Source organism: Sphingomonas sp. GM_Shp_2, from assembly GCF_026540875.1.
GTDB lineage: Bacteria > Pseudomonadota > Alphaproteobacteria > Sphingomonadales > Sphingomonadaceae > Sphingomonas > Sphingomonas carotinifaciens.
The window spans coordinates 16040-32732 of sequence record NZ_JALNUQ010000024.1 but is presented as its reverse complement, the minus strand read 5'-3'; the positions used below and the strand labels follow the sequence as shown (position 1 = coordinate 32732).

Annotated in this window: 20 protein-coding genes; all 20 read right to left on the bottom strand. The window is 65.2% G+C overall.

The genetic code is table 11. The annotated features are described in order from the left end of the window. Window positions 1-6 precede the first annotated feature (6 nt). Window positions 7-2106 carry an NADH-quinone oxidoreductase subunit L gene (gene nuoL / locus OXR08_RS10225; protein ID WP_267349545.1) on the bottom strand — a complete coding sequence of 700 codons (2100 nt, stop codon included), beginning with the start codon at window positions 2104-2106 and terminating at the stop codon, window positions 7-9. Window positions 2107-2110: 4 nt separating this feature from the next. Then, the gene (nuoK, locus tag OXR08_RS10220) at window positions 2111-2416 is read right to left on the bottom strand and encodes an NADH-quinone oxidoreductase subunit NuoK (protein ID WP_112382808.1); all 306 of its coding nucleotides are present in this window, start codon (window positions 2414-2416) and stop codon (window positions 2111-2113) included. Next, entirely contained in the window at window positions 2413-3024 is a 612-nt protein-coding gene (locus OXR08_RS10215) for an NADH-quinone oxidoreductase subunit J (protein WP_112382807.1), read from the bottom strand. The genes nuoK and OXR08_RS10215 overlap by 4 nt, the downstream gene beginning before the upstream one ends. A 61-nt stretch (window positions 3025-3085) precedes the next feature. Next, window positions 3086-3571, bottom strand: coding sequence for an NADH-quinone oxidoreductase subunit NuoI (nuoI, locus tag OXR08_RS10210; RefSeq protein ID WP_112382806.1), 486 nt, complete (start codon window positions 3569-3571; stop codon window positions 3086-3088). Further along, window positions 3568-4623, bottom strand: coding sequence for an NADH-quinone oxidoreductase subunit NuoH (nuoH, locus tag OXR08_RS10205; RefSeq protein ID WP_267349544.1), 1056 nt, complete (start codon window positions 4621-4623; stop codon window positions 3568-3570). The genes nuoI and nuoH overlap by 4 nt, the downstream gene beginning before the upstream one ends. Then, window positions 4620-6623 carry an NADH-quinone oxidoreductase subunit NuoG gene (gene nuoG, locus OXR08_RS10200; RefSeq protein WP_267349543.1) on the bottom strand — a complete coding sequence of 668 codons (2004 nt, stop codon included), beginning with the start codon at window positions 6621-6623 and terminating at the stop codon, window positions 4620-4622. Before nuoG ends, nuoH begins: the two co-directional genes overlap by 4 nt. After that, window positions 6623-7924, bottom strand: a complete 1302-nt coding sequence (gene nuoF, locus OXR08_RS10195) for an NADH-quinone oxidoreductase subunit NuoF (protein WP_267349542.1) — start codon at window positions 7922-7924, stop codon at window positions 6623-6625. The genes nuoG and nuoF overlap by 1 nt, the downstream gene beginning before the upstream one ends. After that, window positions 7924-8595 (bottom strand): NAD(P)H-dependent oxidoreductase subunit E, encoded by a 672-nt coding sequence (locus tag OXR08_RS10190; RefSeq protein WP_112382803.1) that lies wholly within the window; start codon window positions 8593-8595, stop codon window positions 7924-7926. Before OXR08_RS10190 ends, nuoF begins: the two co-directional genes overlap by 1 nt. Then, a complete protein-coding gene (locus tag OXR08_RS10185) occupies window positions 8595-9830 on the bottom strand; it encodes an NADH-quinone oxidoreductase subunit D (RefSeq protein ID WP_112382802.1) in 1236 nt (411 codons plus the stop codon). The genes OXR08_RS10190 and OXR08_RS10185 overlap by 1 nt, the downstream gene beginning before the upstream one ends. After that, window positions 9827-10663, bottom strand: a complete 837-nt coding sequence (locus OXR08_RS10180) for an NADH-quinone oxidoreductase subunit C (protein ID WP_112382801.1) — start codon at window positions 10661-10663, stop codon at window positions 9827-9829. Before OXR08_RS10180 ends, OXR08_RS10185 begins: the two co-directional genes overlap by 4 nt. Then, complete coding sequence (locus OXR08_RS10175; protein ID WP_235904145.1) at window positions 10660-11247, bottom strand: NADH-quinone oxidoreductase subunit B; 588 nt, start codon at window positions 11245-11247, stop codon at window positions 10660-10662. Before OXR08_RS10175 ends, OXR08_RS10180 begins: the two co-directional genes overlap by 4 nt. Next, a complete protein-coding gene (gene ndhC / locus OXR08_RS10170) occupies window positions 11217-11591 on the bottom strand; it encodes an NADH-quinone oxidoreductase subunit A (protein ID WP_112382800.1) in 375 nt (124 codons plus the stop codon). Before ndhC ends, OXR08_RS10175 begins: the two co-directional genes overlap by 31 nt. A 307-nt stretch (window positions 11592-11898) precedes the next feature. Then, on the bottom strand, window positions 11899-12711 hold the full coding sequence (locus OXR08_RS10165) for an inositol monophosphatase family protein (RefSeq protein WP_112382799.1): 813 nt from the start codon (window positions 12709-12711) through the stop codon (window positions 11899-11901). Between the two features lie 92 nt (window positions 12712-12803). Beyond that, entirely contained in the window at window positions 12804-13367 is a 564-nt protein-coding gene (gene efp, locus OXR08_RS10160; RefSeq protein WP_112382798.1) for an elongation factor P, read from the bottom strand. Window positions 13368-13423: 56 nt separating this feature from the next. Then, window positions 13424-13978: a M23 family metallopeptidase gene (locus OXR08_RS10155; RefSeq protein ID WP_346731900.1), complete on the bottom strand. Its 555-nt coding sequence runs from the start codon at window positions 13976-13978 to the stop codon at window positions 13424-13426. Between the two features lie 110 nt (window positions 13979-14088). Further along, window positions 14089-14256, bottom strand: coding sequence for a hypothetical protein (locus OXR08_RS10150; RefSeq protein ID WP_267349540.1), 168 nt, complete (start codon window positions 14254-14256; stop codon window positions 14089-14091). Window positions 14257-14340: 84 nt separating this feature from the next. Continuing rightward, window positions 14341-15030 carry a thiamine phosphate synthase gene (gene thiE, locus OXR08_RS10145; protein ID WP_267349539.1) on the bottom strand — a complete coding sequence of 230 codons (690 nt, stop codon included), beginning with the start codon at window positions 15028-15030 and terminating at the stop codon, window positions 14341-14343. 67 nt (window positions 15031-15097) lie between these two features. Continuing rightward, window positions 15098-16006: a class I fructose-bisphosphate aldolase gene (locus OXR08_RS10140; protein WP_149683280.1), complete on the bottom strand. Its 909-nt coding sequence runs from the start codon at window positions 16004-16006 to the stop codon at window positions 15098-15100. 38 nt (window positions 16007-16044) lie between these two features. Next, on the bottom strand, window positions 16045-16374 hold the full coding sequence (locus OXR08_RS10135; protein WP_112382795.1) for a type II toxin-antitoxin system PemK/MazF family toxin: 330 nt from the start codon (window positions 16372-16374) through the stop codon (window positions 16045-16047). Then, window positions 16371-16601 (bottom strand): ribbon-helix-helix protein, CopG family, encoded by a 231-nt coding sequence (locus OXR08_RS10130; protein ID WP_112382794.1) that lies wholly within the window; start codon window positions 16599-16601, stop codon window positions 16371-16373. Before OXR08_RS10130 ends, OXR08_RS10135 begins: the two co-directional genes overlap by 4 nt. Window positions 16602-16693: the final 92 nt, after the last annotated feature.

Below are 16693 nucleotides of genomic sequence, written 5' to 3'. Positions count from 1 at the left end.
AGCCGATCACCCCGCAATGGCCCAGGTGACCGCGGCGGTAAGCCCGATCAGCATGACGAACGCATAGGTATAAAGATATCCCGTCTGAAGGTGCGCTGCCGCCCGGCTGCCCGCCTGGACGATCCAGGCCGAACCGTTGGGGCCGAAGCGGTCGATCGTCTTCTCGTCGCCGCGATGCCAGAGCAGGCGGCCGAGCGCGAAGGCGGGGCGCACGAAGAGGAAATGGTAGATCTCGTCGAAATACCATTTGTTGAGCAGGAAGCGGTACAGGATGCGGAACTGGTCCGCGAACTTCGCCGGGAAGCCGGGCGAGACGATATACGTCAGGAACGCGATCGCCAGACCGATCAGCATGACCACGGTCGCCGCCAGCTTCACCCAGATCGGCACGCCGTGCATCTCGTGCATCAGATGCTCGTTGAAGAACAGCGAACCCTTCCAGAACGCACCGGCGCTTTCCGGCTCCACGAAGAAGCCTGCGAACACGAAGCCCGCCGCGACGGCACCGATCGACAGGACGATCAAGGGGATCAGCATCACCAGCGGGCTTTCGTGCGGGTGATAGCCCGCCGTGCCGGTGGGCAGTTCCTCATGCGACGGACCATGGACGTGCGGCTCGTCACCGGCATCCTCGGCATGCGCCACATTGTGATGCGCTTCGTCGTGATGATGCGCATCATGCTGGTCGTGGCCATGCGCCCCGTGTCCATGCGCATCGTGAACGGCATGCTGGATATGCTCGGAAGCGGCCCAGCGCGGCTTGCCCCAGAAGGTCAGGAACATCAGGCGCCAGGAGTAGAAGCTCGTCAACAGCGCCGCAAACGTACCCACCCAGAAGGCACCCGGCGAACCGCCGGCCCACGCGACCTCAAGGATCGCATCCTTGGAGTGATAGCCGGCAAAGCCGCCCACGCCATAGATGCCGACACCGGTGATCGCCAGCGTGCCCATCATCATGCCCCAGAAGGTCACGGGGATGTGCTTACGCAGGCCGCCATAATAGCGCATGTCCTGCTCGTGGTGCATCGCGTGGATCACCGAGCCCGCACCCAGGAACAGCAGTGCCTTGAAGAAGGCATGCGTGAACAGGTGGAACATCGCCGCGCCGTACGCGCCGACGCCCGCTGCAAAGAACATGTAGCCGAGCTGCGAGCAGGTCGAATAGGCGATGACGCGCTTGATATCGGTCTGCACCGTGCCGACGGTCGCCGCGAACAGGCAGGTCGCCGCGCCGATGAACGTCACAAAGGTCAGCGCCGTCGGGCTCGCCTCGAACATCGGCGACAGGCGGCACACCATGAAGACGCCCGCGGTGACCATCGTCGCCGCGTGGATCAGCGCCGACACCGGGGTCGGGCCTTCCATCGCGTCCGGCAACCAGGTGTGGAGGCCGAGCTGCGCCGATTTGCCCATCGCGCCGACGAACAGGAGCAGGCACAGCACGGTCATCGTGTCGAAGCGATAGCCGAGGAAGCCGATCGTCGAACCCGCCATGTTCGGCGCTTCCGCCAGGATCGCCGGGATCGACACGGTGCCGAACACCAGAAACGTCCCGAAGATGCCGAGCATGAAGCCCAGATCGCCGACGCGGTTTACGACGAATGCCTTGATCGCGGCCGCATTGGCCGAAGGCTTGCGGAACCAGAAGCCGATCAGCAGGTAGGATGCGAGACCCACGCCTTCCCAGCCGAAGAACATCTGCACCAGATTGTCCGCGGTCACGAGCATCAGCATCGCGAAGGTGAACAGGCACAGATAGGCGAAGAAGCGCGGCTGATCCGGCTCCTCGCTCATATAGCCCCAGCTATACAGGTGGACGAGCGCCGACACGCTGGTGATGACCACCAGCATGACCGCGGTCAGCGCATCGACGCGCAACGCCCAGTCCACGCTCATGTCGCCGCTGGTGATCCAGTGCAGCACAGGCGTGACGGTCGCACCGTTCGCACCCGTCAGGAAGCCGATGAAGATCGGCCAGGACAACGCACAGGACACGAACAGCGCGCCGGTCGTGACCAGCTTGGCCGGCGTATTGCCGAGCGCCTTGTTGCCGAGGCCCGCGATCGCGGACGCCAGCAACGGCAGGAAGACGATAAGGAGGATCAACCGTTTACCCCTTCATCCGGTTGACATCGTCGACCGCGATCGTGCCGCGGCCACGGAAGTAGATCACCAGGATCGCAAGCCCGATCGCGGACTCGCCGGCGGCGACCGCCAGCACGAACATCGCGAACACCTGGCCCACCAGGTCCTGGAGATAGGCGGAAAAGGCGACCAGGTTCAGGTTCACCGCGAGCAGGATCAACTCGATCGCCATCAGGATGACGATCAGGTTCTTCCGGTTCATGAAGATGCCCAGCACCCCCATGGTGAACAGGATGGCCGCGACCACCAGATAGTGGATCAAGCCGATCACAGCTGCACCCCCTGCCCCACGGGCTGGTTGACGTTGCGCGTGGCATCCTGCGGACGCCGCGCGATCTGGCGCGCGATATTCTGCGGGCGCGTACCACCGCGCGGACGATGGGTCAGCACGATCGCGCCGATCATCGACACCAGCAGGACCAGGCCCGCTCCCTCGAACACGAACAGGTAGCGCGAATAGAGCAGGTTGCCGATCGACTGGATGTTCGACACCGTCGCATCCATCGGGGCGACGCGGCGGGCAAGCTGCACGCCGCCCGCGCTCCATGCGCCGAGCGCGATGATGATTTCGGCGGCGAGTGCGATCGACAGCGCAAGCCCGATCGGCAGATAGCGCGCAAAGCCAGCCCGCATCTGTGCCACCTCGATGTCGAGCATCATGACGACGAACAGGAACAGCACCGCGACCGCGCCGACATAGACGATGACCAGCAGCATCGCGATGAACTCGGCGCCGCACAGCACCATCAGTCCGGCCGCGTTGAAGAAGGCCAAAATCAGCCACATGACCGAGTGGACCGGGTTGCGCGACGAGATCGTCATCGCAGCAGACCCGATCACCACGATCGCGAAGATGTAAAAGGCGATAGCCTGTATCACTGCCTGTCAGGCCCCTTATTGTGTCGCCCCGAAGCGCCGAACATGTCGGTCGCGGCGGGCATTAACGGTACGGCGCATCGGCGGCAAGGTTCGCCGCGATGGCGCGCTCCCAACGGTCGCCGTTGTCGAGCAGCTTCGCCTTGTCGTAGATCAGCTCCTCGCGCGTCTCGGTCGCGAACTCCAGGTTCGGCCCCTCGACCACCGCGTCGACCGGGCACGCTTCCTGACACAGGCCGCAATAGATGCACTTGGTCATGTCGATGTCATAGCGCGTCGTGCGGCGACTGCCGTCGTCACGCGGTTCGGCCTCGATCGTGATCGCCTGCGCCGGGCACACCGCCTCGCACAGCTTGCACGCGATGCACCGCTCTTCCCCGTTGGGATAGCGACGAAGCGCATGCTCGCCGCGGAAACGGGGCGACAGCGGGTTCTTCTCGAACGGATAGTTGATCGTCGCCTTGGGCTTGAAGAAGTAGCGCAAGGTCAGCGCATGCGCCTTGACGAACTCCCACAGGGTAAAGGCCTTCACATATTGCGCAACGCTCATGCGCCCACTCCCGTCCGCACCCACATCAGGATGCCCGACACCAGAAATACCCAGAACAGCGACACCGGCAGGAACACCTTCCAGCCCAGCCGCATCAGCTGGTCATAACGATACCGCGGCACCGTCGCCTTGACCCAGCTGAAGACGAAGAAGAAGAATGCGATCTTGCCGAGCAGCCAGATGATCCCGGGAACCGCATAAAGCGGCGCCCAGTTGATCGGCGGCAGCCAGCCACCCCAGAACAGCGTCGCGTTCAGCGCGCACATCAGGATGACGTTGGCATATTCGCCCAGCCAGAACAGCGCGAAGGACATCGAGCTGTATTCGGTCTGATAGCCGGCGACGAGTTCGGACTCCGCCTCGGTCAGGTCGAACGGCGCGCGCTGCGTCTCGGCCAGTGCCGAGATGAAGAACATCACCGCCATCGGGAACAGCAGCGGGTTGATGAAGAACCCGTTGATCCCGGTGTTCAGCGTGCTTTGCTGCGCCATCACGATGCCGGACAGGTTGAACGTGCCCGCCCACATGACGATCGAGATCAGGATGAAGCCGATCGCCACTTCATAGGACACCATCTGCGCCGCCGCACGCAGCGCCGAGTAGAAGGGATATTTTGAGTTCGACGCCCAGCCCGACAGGATCACGCCGTACACGCCAAGCGACGATGCCGCGAGGATGTAGAGCAAGCCGACATTGATGTCGGCCAGCACGACGCCAGGTGCGAAGGGCACGACGGCCCATACGATCAGCGCGGTGGTGAAGGTGATGATCGGCGCGAGCAGGAAGAGGCCGCGGTTGGCGGCCGCCGGAATCATGGTTTCCTGCAGGAACACCTTCAAACCGTCGGCAAACGACTGGAGCAGGCCGAACGGCCCCACCACGTTCGGGCCGCGGCGCAGCGCCATCGCCGCCCAGATCTTGCGATCGGCATAGATGATCATCGCCACCGCCAGCATCAGCGGCAGCGCGATGACCAGGATGCCGACGATCGTCGCCAGGAACCAGCTCCATCCATAGGACAGGCCCAGCGTCGTGTTGAAGAACGCGGTCACTCCGCTGCCTCCGCAAATTCCTCACCATGGACCAGTTCGGCCGAGCAGCGCTGCATCGTCGGGCTGGCCCGGCAGATCGCGTTGGTGAGATAGAAGTCCTTGATCGGATAGCCTGCGATCGATCCGGTCGCCGTCGCATTCAGCGAGGGCACCGACCAGTCGAACGTCACCAGCCCTTCCTTCGCCAGCATCGGCACGGCATCCGCCATGGCGAGGCGCAGCGCCGGCAGCGTGTCGAACGGCAGGGTGTGGCCCAGCACTTCGGACAAGGCGCGGAAGATCGTCCAATCCTCGCGCGCGTCGCCCGGTGCGAACACCGCCTGCTCGCCGCGCTGCACGCGACCTTCCAGATTGACCCACGTACCCGACTTCTCGGCATAGGTCGCACCGGGCAGGATCACATCGGCGTGATGCGCGCCCTGATCGCCATGATGGCCGACGAACACCTTGAAGCTGCTGCCGAACTTCGCGAAGTCCACCTCGTCCGCGCCCAGGAAGAAGGCCAGCTTCGGCGCGGCGTTCGCCACGTCGGCGATACCACCCTTCTGCGCATAGCCGAGCATCAGCCCGCCCATCCGCGACGCCGCCATATGAACGACGTTGAACCCGTTCCAGCCGTCACGCACCAGGTTGAAGCGCTCGGCGAACTTCAGCGCAGCGCCGTGGCCGCCCTTCAGCGCCCCGCCGCCGACGATCACCGCCGGCCGCTCCGCCTTGGCGAACAGGTCCGCCACCGCCTGCGGCACGTCGCCCAGCACGCCCAGATCGCTGCCCAGCCATTCGATCTTGTAGGTCAGATCGGTCTCGGGCCCGATCGCGAACACCTTGGCGCCGCGCTTGATCGCCTTGCGGATGCGCGTGTTCACCAGCGGCGCTTCCCAGCGCAGGTTGGTGCCCACGAGCAGGATCGCGTCGGCCTGTTCCAGCCCTGCGATCGTCGTGTTGAAGTTGACGGCCGCCAGGCTGGACACGTCATAGTCCATGCCGGTCTGCCGCCCCTCGAGCAGCGTCGAGCCCATTTTGCCGAGCAGCGCCTTGGCCGCGAACATGGTCTCGCAATCGACCAGATCGCCCGCGATCGCGGCAACGCTGGAGCCGGCATTCACGGCCTTGATGGCGGCGAACGCCTCGTCCCAGGTGGCCGCGACGAGCTTGCCGTCACGTCGGATATAGGGGCGGTCGAGACGGCGACGGACCAGACCGTCGACGGCATGGCGCGTCTTGTCAGACGCCCATTCCTCGTTCACCTCGTCATTCACTCGCGGCACGGCGCGCAGCACCTGGCGGCCACGGCTGTCGAGGCGGATATTGGTGCCCACCGCATCCATCACGTCGATGGCGAGCGTCTTGCGAAGCTCCCAGGGGCGCGCCTCGAACGCATAGGGCTTCGACGTCAGCGCGCCGACCGGGCACAGGTCGACGACATTGCCCGAAAGCTCGCTGGTCACCGCCTGTTCCAGATAGGAAGTGATCTGCATATCCTCGCCGCGATAGATCGCGCCGATCTCCTCCACGCCGGCCACTTCCTCGGCGAAGCGGACGCAGCGGGTGCACTGGATGCAACGGGTCATGATCGTCTTGACGATCGGGCCCATATACTTCTCGGTCACCGCCCGCTTGTTCTCGGTGTAGCGGCTATGGCCCTTGCCGTACGCGACCGACTGGTCCTGCAGGTCGCATTCGCCACCCTGATCGCAGATCGGGCAGTCGAGCGGATGGTTGATCAGCAGGAATTCCATCACGCCTTCGCGTGCGGCCTTCACCATCGGCGTGGTGGTGAAGATCTCCTGGTTGTCCGCGGCCGGCAACGCGCAGGACGCCTGCGGCTTGGGCGGCCCCGGCTTCACCTCGACCAGACACATGCGGCAATTGCCCGCGATGGACAGCCGCTCATGATAGCAGAAGCGCGGGATTTCCTTGCCCGCGATCTCGCACGCCTGCAGGACGGTGGCGCCCTGCGGAACCTCGACCTCGACGCCGTCGACTTTGACCTTTGGCATTATTCGGCAGCTTCCATCATCGGCGCAAGGTCGCCCCCACGCTCACGGATACGGCGCTCCAGTTCGGGGCGGAAATGGCGGATCAGGCCCTGGATCGGCCACGCCGCGGCATCGCCCAGCGCGCAGATCGTGTGGCCTTCCACCTGCTTGGTCACCTGGTGCAGCGTGTCGATCTCGGACACATCGGCATCGCCGGTGCGCAAACGCTCCATCACCCGCCACATCCAGCCGGTGCCCTCGCGGCACGGCGTGCACTGGCCGCAGCTTTCATGCTTGTAGAAATAGGACAGGCGGCTGATCGCGCGCACGATGTCGGTGGACTTGTCCATCACGATCACCGCCGCGGTACCCAGACCCGATCCGACCGCCTTCAGCCCGTCGAAATCCATCGGCGCATCGATGATCTCGCGCGCCGGCACCAGCGGCACCGACGATCCGCCGGGGATCACCGCCAGCAGATTGTCCCAGCCGCCACGAATGCCGCCGCAATGCTTTTCGATCAGCTCGCGGAACGAGATCGACATGGCTTCCTCGACCACGCAGGGACGATCGACATGGCCGGAGATCTGGAAGAGCTTGGTGCCCTTGTTGTTCTCGCGCCCGAAGGAGGAGAACCACTCGGCCCCGCGCCGCAGGATCGTCGGCGCGACCGCGATCGACTCGACGTTGTTGACCGTCGTCGGGCAGCCATACAGGCCCGCACCCGCCGGGAAAGGCGGCTTCAGACGCGGCTGGCCCTTCTTGCCCTCCAGCGACTCCAGCATCGCGGTTTCTTCGCCGCAGATATAGGCGCCGGCGCCGCGGTGCACGAACACGTCGAAGTTGTAGCCCGAGCCACAGGCGTTCTTGCCCACGAAGCCGCGGTCATATGCCTCGGCAACGGCGGCGAACAGCGTCTCCGCCTCGCGGATATATTCGCCGCGGATATAGATATACGCGGCGCGCGCGCGCATCGCATAGCCCGCGATCAGCGCACCCTCGATCAGCTTGTGCGGATCGTGGCGGATGATCTCGCGGTCCTTGCAGCTGCCCGGCTCGGACTCGTCGGCATTGATGACCAGGAAGCTGGGGCGGTCCGGCTTCGGTTCCTTGGGCATGAAGCTCCACTTCATGCCGGTCGGGAAGCCTGCCCCGCCGCGCCCGCGCAAACCCGACGCCTTGATCACGTCGATGATCGCGTCCTGCCCGCGGGCCATCAGGTCCTTGGTATTGTCCCAGTCGCCGCGCATGATCGCTGCGTCGACGTTCCACGGCTGATAGCCGTAGAGATTGGTGAAGATGCGGTCCTTGTCGGCAAGCATCACGCCCACTCCCCGCGATAATCATGGTTCTCGCCGACCATCGCGGTCAGCGTCGTCGGGCCGCCGACCGGCTCCACCGTGTGGCGGCCGGGCTCCTGCGTACCCGTCTTCGGGCTTTCGCCACGCGCCAGCGCTTCCAGCAGCGCGGTCGTGCGGTCGTAGTCCAGATCCTCGTAATTGTCGTCGTTGATCTGGACCATCGGGGCCGACGCGCAATTGCCCAGGCATTCCACCTCGGTCAGCGTGAACATGCCGTCGGGCGTAGTGCGGCCCTTGATCAGCCCCTTGTTCTTGCACGCCGCCAGCACGTCGTCCGACCCGCGCAGCATGCACGGCGTCGTGCCGCACACCTGCACGTGATAGCGGCCCACCGGCGCGAGGTTGAACATGGTGTAGAAGGTCGCGACCTCGTACACGCGCATATACGGCACGCCGATCGAACGCGCGACGAACTCGATCACCGGAACCGGCAACCAGCCCTGCGTGTTCGTCTCGGCACCCACCTGGCGCTGCGCCAGATCGAGAAACGGGATCGACGCCGACTGTTCGCGCCCCTTGGGATAGCGCGACAGGATTTCGTTCGCCTTGCGCTGGTTCTCGTCCGACCAGGCGAAATTGCCCCAGCGTGCGCGGGTCTCGGCCTCGTCGGGGATCTGCGGTGCTTCAGCCATCAGCGGTCACATTCACCAAAAACGATATCCATCGCGCCCAGGATCGCGGTCGTATCCGCCAGCATGTGGCCCTTGGACATGAAGTCCATCGCCTGCAGGTGGCTGAACGCGGTAGGCCGGATCTTGCAGCGGTACGGCTTGTTGGTCCCGTCCGACACCAGATACACGCCGAACTCCCCCTTGGGGCTTTCCGTCGCGACGTACACTTCGCCCGCCGGGACGTGATAGCCCTCGGTATAGAGCTTGAAGTGGTGGATCAGCGCTTCCATCGAGCGCTTCATCTCGCCGCGCTTGGGCGGCACCACCTTGCGATCGGTCGCCGCGATCGGTCCTTCGGGCATGTCGTTCAGGCACTGCTTCATGATCCGCGCCGACTGGCGGACCTCTTCCACGCGCACCATGAACCGGTCGTAGCAATCGCCGCGCGTGCCAACCGGCACGTCGAACTCGACGCGGTCATAGGCATCATAGGGCTGCGACTTGCGCAGATCCCACGGAATGCCCGCCGCACGGATCATCGGCCCGGAGAAGCCCCAGGCGATCGCGTCCTCGCGGCTGACCGTCGCGATGTCGACGTTGCGCTGCTTGAAGATGCGGTTGTCCGCGACGAGGCTGATCGCATCCTCGAACAGGCGCGGCAGGCGCGTATCGAGCCATTCGGCCAGGTCGGCGAGCAGCTTGACCGGCAGGTCCTGATGCACGCCGCCGACGCGGAAATAATTGGCGTGCATGCGCGCGCCCGAAATCCGCTCGTAGAAGCCCATGCAGTCTTCGCGGATCTCGAACAGCCACAGGTTCGGCGTCATCGCGCCTACGTCCATGATATGGCTGCCCAGATTGAGCATATGGTTCTTGATGCGCGTCAGCTCGGCGCACAGCACGCGGATATATTGCGCGCGCAGCGGCACTTCGAGGTCGAGCAGCTTCTCGATCGCCAGCACGAAGCTATGCTCCATGCACATCGGCGAACAGTAATCGAGCCGGTCGAAATACGGGATCGCCTGCGCATAGGTCTTGTATTCGATCAGCTTCTCGGTGCCACGGTGCAGCAGGCCGACATGCGGATCGATCCGCTCGACGATCTCACCGTCCAGCTCCATCACCAGGCGCAACACGCCGTGCGCGGCCGGATGCTGCGGGCCGAAGTTGATCGTGTAGTTCTGGATCGACACGTCGCCGACCGTGGGGTCGACGCCGTCCGTCTTGTGCATCAGTTCGTCGACATAGTCGCTCACTGGTTCTGTCCTCCGCCCTTGGCCGTCGGGACGTCCGACTCCTCGGGCTTATGCTCGGGCTTGTTGCCCGGATGCGGCTGCCCGGCACCCGTCTGCGCCGGACTTTCCGTCGTCTTGGTATCGCGGGCCTTGGGATCGGCATTGGGGGCCGGCGGGGCATCCGCCTTCTTCACCGCCTCGGCATTTGCCGGGGTCTGTGCACCCTTGGCCTGGGGCTGCGTGCCCTTCTCGTCGCCCGGCAGCACATATTCCGCGCCTTCCCATGGGCTCATGAAGTCGAAGGTGCGGAAATCCTGCGCCAGGCTGACCGGCTCGTACACCACCCGCTTCTCCTCCTCGGAGTAGCGAACCTCGGTATAGCCCGTCAGCGGGAAGTCCTTGCGCAGCGGATGGCCGCGGAAACCATAGTCGGTCAGGATGCGGCGCAAGTCGGCATTGCCCTCGAACAGCACGCCGTACAGGTCATACACCTCGCGCTCCAGCCAGCCGGCAACCGGCCACAGCCCCGTCACCGACGGCACCGGCTTGGCGTCGTCGGTCGAGACATGGACGTGCAGGCGGTGGTTGCGGGTCAGCGACAACAGGCAATAGACCACCTCGAAACGCTCCGCGCGTTCGGGATAGTCGACGCCTGCGATCTCCATCAGCTGCTGATATTCCAGACCGCGCGTATCGCGCAGCGCCGCCAGCGCGTTGACCACGTTGACGCGGTCGACGACCAGCGCCACCTCGCCCGCATGGTCGCGCGCATCCAGCAGCCACGGGCCGAGCGCGGCCCGGGCCGCGTCGATCACGCCGTCATTGCTGGCGAAACGGGGTGCAGGCGCCCTCACCGTTCGATGCTCCCCGAACGGCGGATCTTCCGCTGCAACTGCATGATGCCGTAGAGCAGCGCCTCCGCGGTCGGTGGGCAACCGGGAACGTAGATGTCCACCGGCACCACGCGATCGCAGCCACGGACCACCGAATAGCTGTAATGGTAATAACCGCCGCCATTGGCGCAGCTACCCATCGAGATGACGTATTTCGGCTCCGACATCTGATCGTAGACGCGGCGGAGCGCCGGGGCCATCTTGTTGCACAGCGTGCCCGCGACGATCATCACGTCCGACTGACGCGGCGATGCGCGCGGCGCGGCACCGAACCGCTCCAGATCGTAGCGCGGCATGTTGACGTGGATCATCTCGACCGCGCAGCAGGCGAGGCCGAACGTCATCCACCACAGCGAGCCCGTACGCGCCCACTGGAACAGCTCCTCGGTCGAGGTGACCAGAAAACCCTTGTCGGTCAACTCGCCGTTAAGGCTGTCGAAAAAGCCCTGATCGGGCGGGACGACGCCCTGCCCGCTGGCCGGAACCTTGAGTTCGACCGGACCGGAGTGAGGAATTACTCCCAATCCAACGCTCCCTTCTTCCATGCATATACAAGCCCGAGGCCGAGCTCGCCGATGAAGATCATCATCGAGATCCACGCGGTCCAGCCGAGGCTGAAAACGCTTACTGCCCAAGGATATAGGAACGCCGCCTCCAAATCGAAGATGATGAACAGGATGGCAACGAGATAAAAACGAACGTCGAACTGGGAGCGCGGGTCCTCGAATGCGGGGAAGCCGCATTCATACTCGGCGAGCTTCTGCTCGTTCGGTTTGTGCGCGCCCGTCAGCCGGCCGACGACCATCGGCAGGAACACGAACGCACTCGACAGGACCAGGGCGACGCCCAGGAACAACAGGATCGGCAGATATTGCGACAGATCGACCAAGGCTTCTCTCGCGGGTGCGGAATGGATGAAGGCGCTTTAAGCCGATGCCACCCGAGGGGCAAGCGGCGGAGCCTGTGAGAATGAATCGCAACTTAACGGGTGGCTTAGCACCCTATTCCCTCTCCCCCTCGGGGAGCATCAGGTAAACAGCGCCCCGCGCTGTTTAGTCGATGCCGGGGGGCATGGACGACCTGATGCTGGAGGGGCCCGTCGCGAAGCGATGGGAGGGCGAGGGGCCGCCAAGCAGCGCAGCACTGCTGGTCTACCCCCCACCCTTCCCCCTCCCCAACTGGAAGAGGAAGGCCACTCAGCGCAAAGCGTTCGCGACCAGCTTGTGCAGTCGCGAGTGCAGCGCCTCGTTGCCCGCCAGATACTCGCCGCGTTCGATCGAGCGATCGGTGCCGCGGAAGTCGGTGACGAAGCCGCCGGCTTCCTTGACCAGCAGCATGCCCGCCGCCCCGTCCCACGGCTTCAGCCCGGATTCCCAGAAGCCGTCATACCGGCCCGCCGCCACCCAGGCGAGATCGAGCGCGGCCGAACCGAACCGGCGAATGCCCGCCACTTCCGGTGCCACCGCACCGAATATGCGGCTCCATTCGACGAAGTCGCCATGCCCCAGAAACGGAATGCCGGTCGCGATCAGCGCTTCCGACATGTCGCGGCGTGACGACACGCGCAGGCGTCCGCCCTGCAACCACGCACCGCGGCCCTTTTCCGCCCAGAAGCTTTCGTCGGTCAGCGGCTGGTAGATCAGGCCCGTCGTCACCTCGCGCTTGCCATTCGCCAGCGGCTCCTCGACCGCGATCGAAATGCAGAAATGCGGGATGCCGTGCAGGAAGTTGGAGGTGCCATCCAGCGGATCGACGATGAAGCGCGGCTTGGTCGGGTCGCCCGCGATCTCGCCGCCCTCTTCCATCAGGAAACCCCAGTCGGGCCGCGACTTGCGCAGTTCCTCGAAGATGGTTTCCTCGGCACGCTTGTCGGCCATCGACACGAAGTCGGCAGGCCCCTTGCGGCTGACCTGCAGGTGCTGGACCTCGTTGAAGTCGCGACGCAGCCGCGGCGCGGCCTTGCGCACCGCACGCTCCATGATGGTGAGAAGACCGGAATGGGAGGGCATGGCTCTGTTCTTTCTCTCCGTTCACGATGGCGCGAACGGAGCCTGTTCTTGTCGCCCCGGCCGCGTCGAGGCGACCGGAGCGAAGGTTTGGATCAATCCGCGCGGCGGACGTAGGTCTGCTCGTACACGTCGACCACAATGCGCGTGCCGGCCGCGATGTGCGGCGGCACCATCACGCGCACGCCATTGTCGAGCATCGCGGGCTTGTAGGACGACGAGGCCGTCTGCCCCTTCACCACCGCATCCGCCTCGACGATGGTCGCCTCGATCGTGTCGGGCAGCTGGACGCTGATCGGCTCTTCGTCATAGAGTTCCATGACCACGTCCATGCCGTCCTGCAGGAACGCGGCGGCATCGCCCAGCAGATCGCGCGGCAGCGAGACCTGGTCGTAGGTGTCCTTGTCCATGAAGACCAGGCTATCGCCGTCGGCGAACAGGAACTGGAAGTCCTTGGTGTCGAGGCGGACGCGCTCCACCGTCTCGGCCGAGCGGAAGCGGACATTGTTCTTGCGGCCGTCGCGCAGGTTCTTCAACTCGACCTGCATATAGGCGCCACCCTTGCCGGGCTGCGTATGCTGGATCTTCACCGCGCGCCAGATGCCGCCTTCATACTCGATGATGTTGCCGGGACGAATGTCCACGCCGCTGATCTTCATGGGGTTCAACCTGCTGGAAAGAGCGAAGGGCGTCGCTACGCCCGGTGTCGCGCGATCTAGCGATTGGCGTCCGGTTCGGCAAGCAGCGGGTATGGGTTGACGTTCGTGCCCTGCCACCAGCGCTCGCCCGGCGCCATCCGCTTGATTTCGAAATGCAGATGGGGTGCGCCGGGATCGGCATTGCCCGTCGCCCCGACAAAGCCGATCGCCTCGCCGCCGCGTACCGCCTGCCCTTCGTGCAACCCGGGCCGATATCCCGCCAGATGCGCATAATAATAGACGGTGCCGCCGTCGGTGCTGCGCTGGTAGATGGTATGCCCGCCGTCATGGCTGTCGAACAGCTTCTCGATGGTGCCCGGCGCGGTCGCGAGTACCGGCGTTCCCGTCGCCGCCATGATATCGATGGCATGATGTTCGCGCGATCCACCGGCCCGCGCCTCGCCCCAATTGTCCCGCAATGCCGCCATGGAGGCACCGCGCACCGGCACTCGCAAGCCCTTCGCCACTACCTCGACTGCCGGAGCCGAAACCCGCGGGGTCGGCACAGGCGCCGGCGACGGCCCGAAGGACAGCATCGAGGCAAAGGCGCCAGCCACGAGCAGGATCAGCACCAGGATAGCCCAACCGAGCCGCGTCACCGCATCACGCCCGGCACATCACGCCAACGCTCATTCTCATCATCCGCAACGATGGCGCCCAGGCCCGACACGGCACATCCGGATCAGCGCGTTCCCGTGTCGCCGCTCGCCGCCACATGAAGAGCCGTCGTCGGACCATGATGCGGCTGCGTACCGTCACCGGCACGCGATTGTGCCGGCGCCGGCCCGGTCGCGACGGCCACTACCGCAGCGGCGATACCACCCGCCATCGCCATACCCAGCTTCCGCATCACACGCTCCACACACCCATCGCCCAGATCGATGAAAAACGCAGCGCCTGCTGCTTGTTTCCGATCCGCAATGAGTTCCGCGGCTTATCTGGCGTTCAGCACCTCGGAAAAGGCACGCACTGCCGCAGCCTCGTCGCCGTTCCACACCGCACCACAGGTCGCGATGAAGTCGGCGCCCGCCCGGATCAGCGGCGCGGCGTTGTCCGGGGTGATCCCCCCGATCGCCACCGCCGGCAGTTCGAACACCGTCGACCACCAGGATAGCAGCACCGGTTCCGCCTGATGCTTCACCGCCTTGGTCGTGGTCGGATAGAAGCTGCCGAACGCGACATAATCCGCGCCGCGCTCGCCCGCCTCCATCGCCAGATGGCGGCTGTCATGACAGGTCACGCCGATCTGCACCGACGGCCCCAGCACGTCGCGCGCCTCGCGCGGGTCGCCGTCATCCTGCCCCAGATGCACGCCGTCCGCCCCGAGCCGCTTGGCCAGGCTGATCGAATCGTTGACGATAAAGGCGACCTCGCGATCGGCGCACAGCCGCTGCAACGGCTCGGCCAGCTTGGCCGCGACATGCTGGTCCATGTCCTTGACCCGGAACTGGAACGCCGCCACCGGCCCGGCGTCCAGCGCGCGCGCCAGCCGATCGGGAAAGTCGCCCCCGACCTCCAGCGGCGAGATCAGGTAGAGCTGGCACGGCGGGCGCCGCACGTCGCGCGTGAACGCGGCGGCGAAATCGGGGTCGAGCGGGCCAAGCGGATCGTCTTCAAGCGTCATGCCCCGCTCCTAGTCGCGCAACCGGCGCGCAACAACTCCCCTCCCGCAAGCGGGAGGGGAAGATGGCTCATGCCTCGCCCTTGTAGATCGCGACCAGCTTGTCGAGCATCGCCACCGCATCGGCCCGCGGCCGCTGGAAGGTGTTGCGCCCGATGATCGATCCGTTGCCGCCCCCGGCCAGAATGTCGCGGGCATCCTGATAGACCGCGTCCGCGCCCTTGGCCGCACCGCCCGAGAACACCACGATCCGGCGCCCGGCAAAGCTCGCCTGCACCACATGGCGCACGCGGTCCGCCTGGTTGGACCAGTCGGTGCCCTCATACACCTTTTGCGCCTCCGGCTGCTCGATATGCGCGGAGGGCAGCTTCACCTTGATGATGTGCGCGCCCAGCAGCGCCGCCATGTGCGCGGCATAGGCCCCGACGTCCAGCGCCAGCTCGCCGTCCTTGGACAGCTTGCCGCCGCGCGGATAGCTCCAGATCACCGTGGCGAGGCCCGCCTCCTTGGCCTGTGCGGACAGGATGGCGATCTGGTCCATCGCATCGAAGATGCCGTCCGACCCGGGATAGATGGTGAAGCCGATCGCCGCGCAGCCCAGCCGCACCGCGTCCTCGACGCTGCCCGTCACCGCCTGGTTGATCGAGGTGGCCCAGCTGTTGGAGCTGTTGATCTTCAGGATGGTCGGGATCTGCCCGGCAAAGGTCTCCGCGCCCGCCTCCAGCATGCCCAGCGGCGCGGCATAGGCCGACAGGCCGGCATCGATCGCCAGCTGGAAATGGTAATGCGGGTCGTAGGCGTCGGGGTTGACCGCAAAGGAGCGCGCCGGCCCATGCTCGAACCCCTGATCGACCGGCAGGATGATCAGCTTGCCGGTGCCGCCCAGCCGTCCCTGCATCAGGATGCGGGCCAGATTGGCCTTCACCGCCGGATTGGTGCCTTCGTACTTGTCCAATATGGCCTTGACGATCGGGGTCATCGAACTCTCCTGAGGAAGGTGACGTGAAAGGATCGGGATCAGAGCATCAGCCAGCGCCGGAGCGCCTGGTCCACCTGCTCCATCCGTGTGGGCGAGGCATGGCCCAGCACCTTGACGATGCGCCCGCGCGGCACCGACAGGATCTTGTCGCACTGCACCTCGCACTCGACGGTGAGGCCGGTATGCTCGCGCGGGGAGAAGGCGACGCGGAACAGCGCCTCGCCCCCCACCACGCTGGTCATCGGGCACAGGGTGATGGTGTTGTGCGTCTCGTTGTACAGGTCGGACTGGACCACCAGGAACGGGCGGTGATCGCCGCCCTCCTCCCCGGTGCCCGCCAGCACGATCGCGCCGTGGCTGATCTTCATGCCGCGTCCTCGGCCGCCATCGCATTCCACAGCGCGAAATCCTCGGCCTTGTCCCGCCGCGATGCGCGCTCGGACTGACGGCGTGCCTCCCGGCGATACGCTTCGTCGTGCAGGTCGACATAGCGCCGCACCGCCTCGCGCGCGATGTCGCTCTTGCTGCGCCCCTGCGTGCGCGCCACGGCCGCCAGCCGTTCTTCCAGTTCCGTATCCAACCGGACGCCGAGCATCCATCACTCTCCGTTTAACGCGTTTAACCTACGCCGCTTGGCCGTGCATTGCAATGCACCATGACGAAAAACGCCGCGGCGGCCCGTAAGCC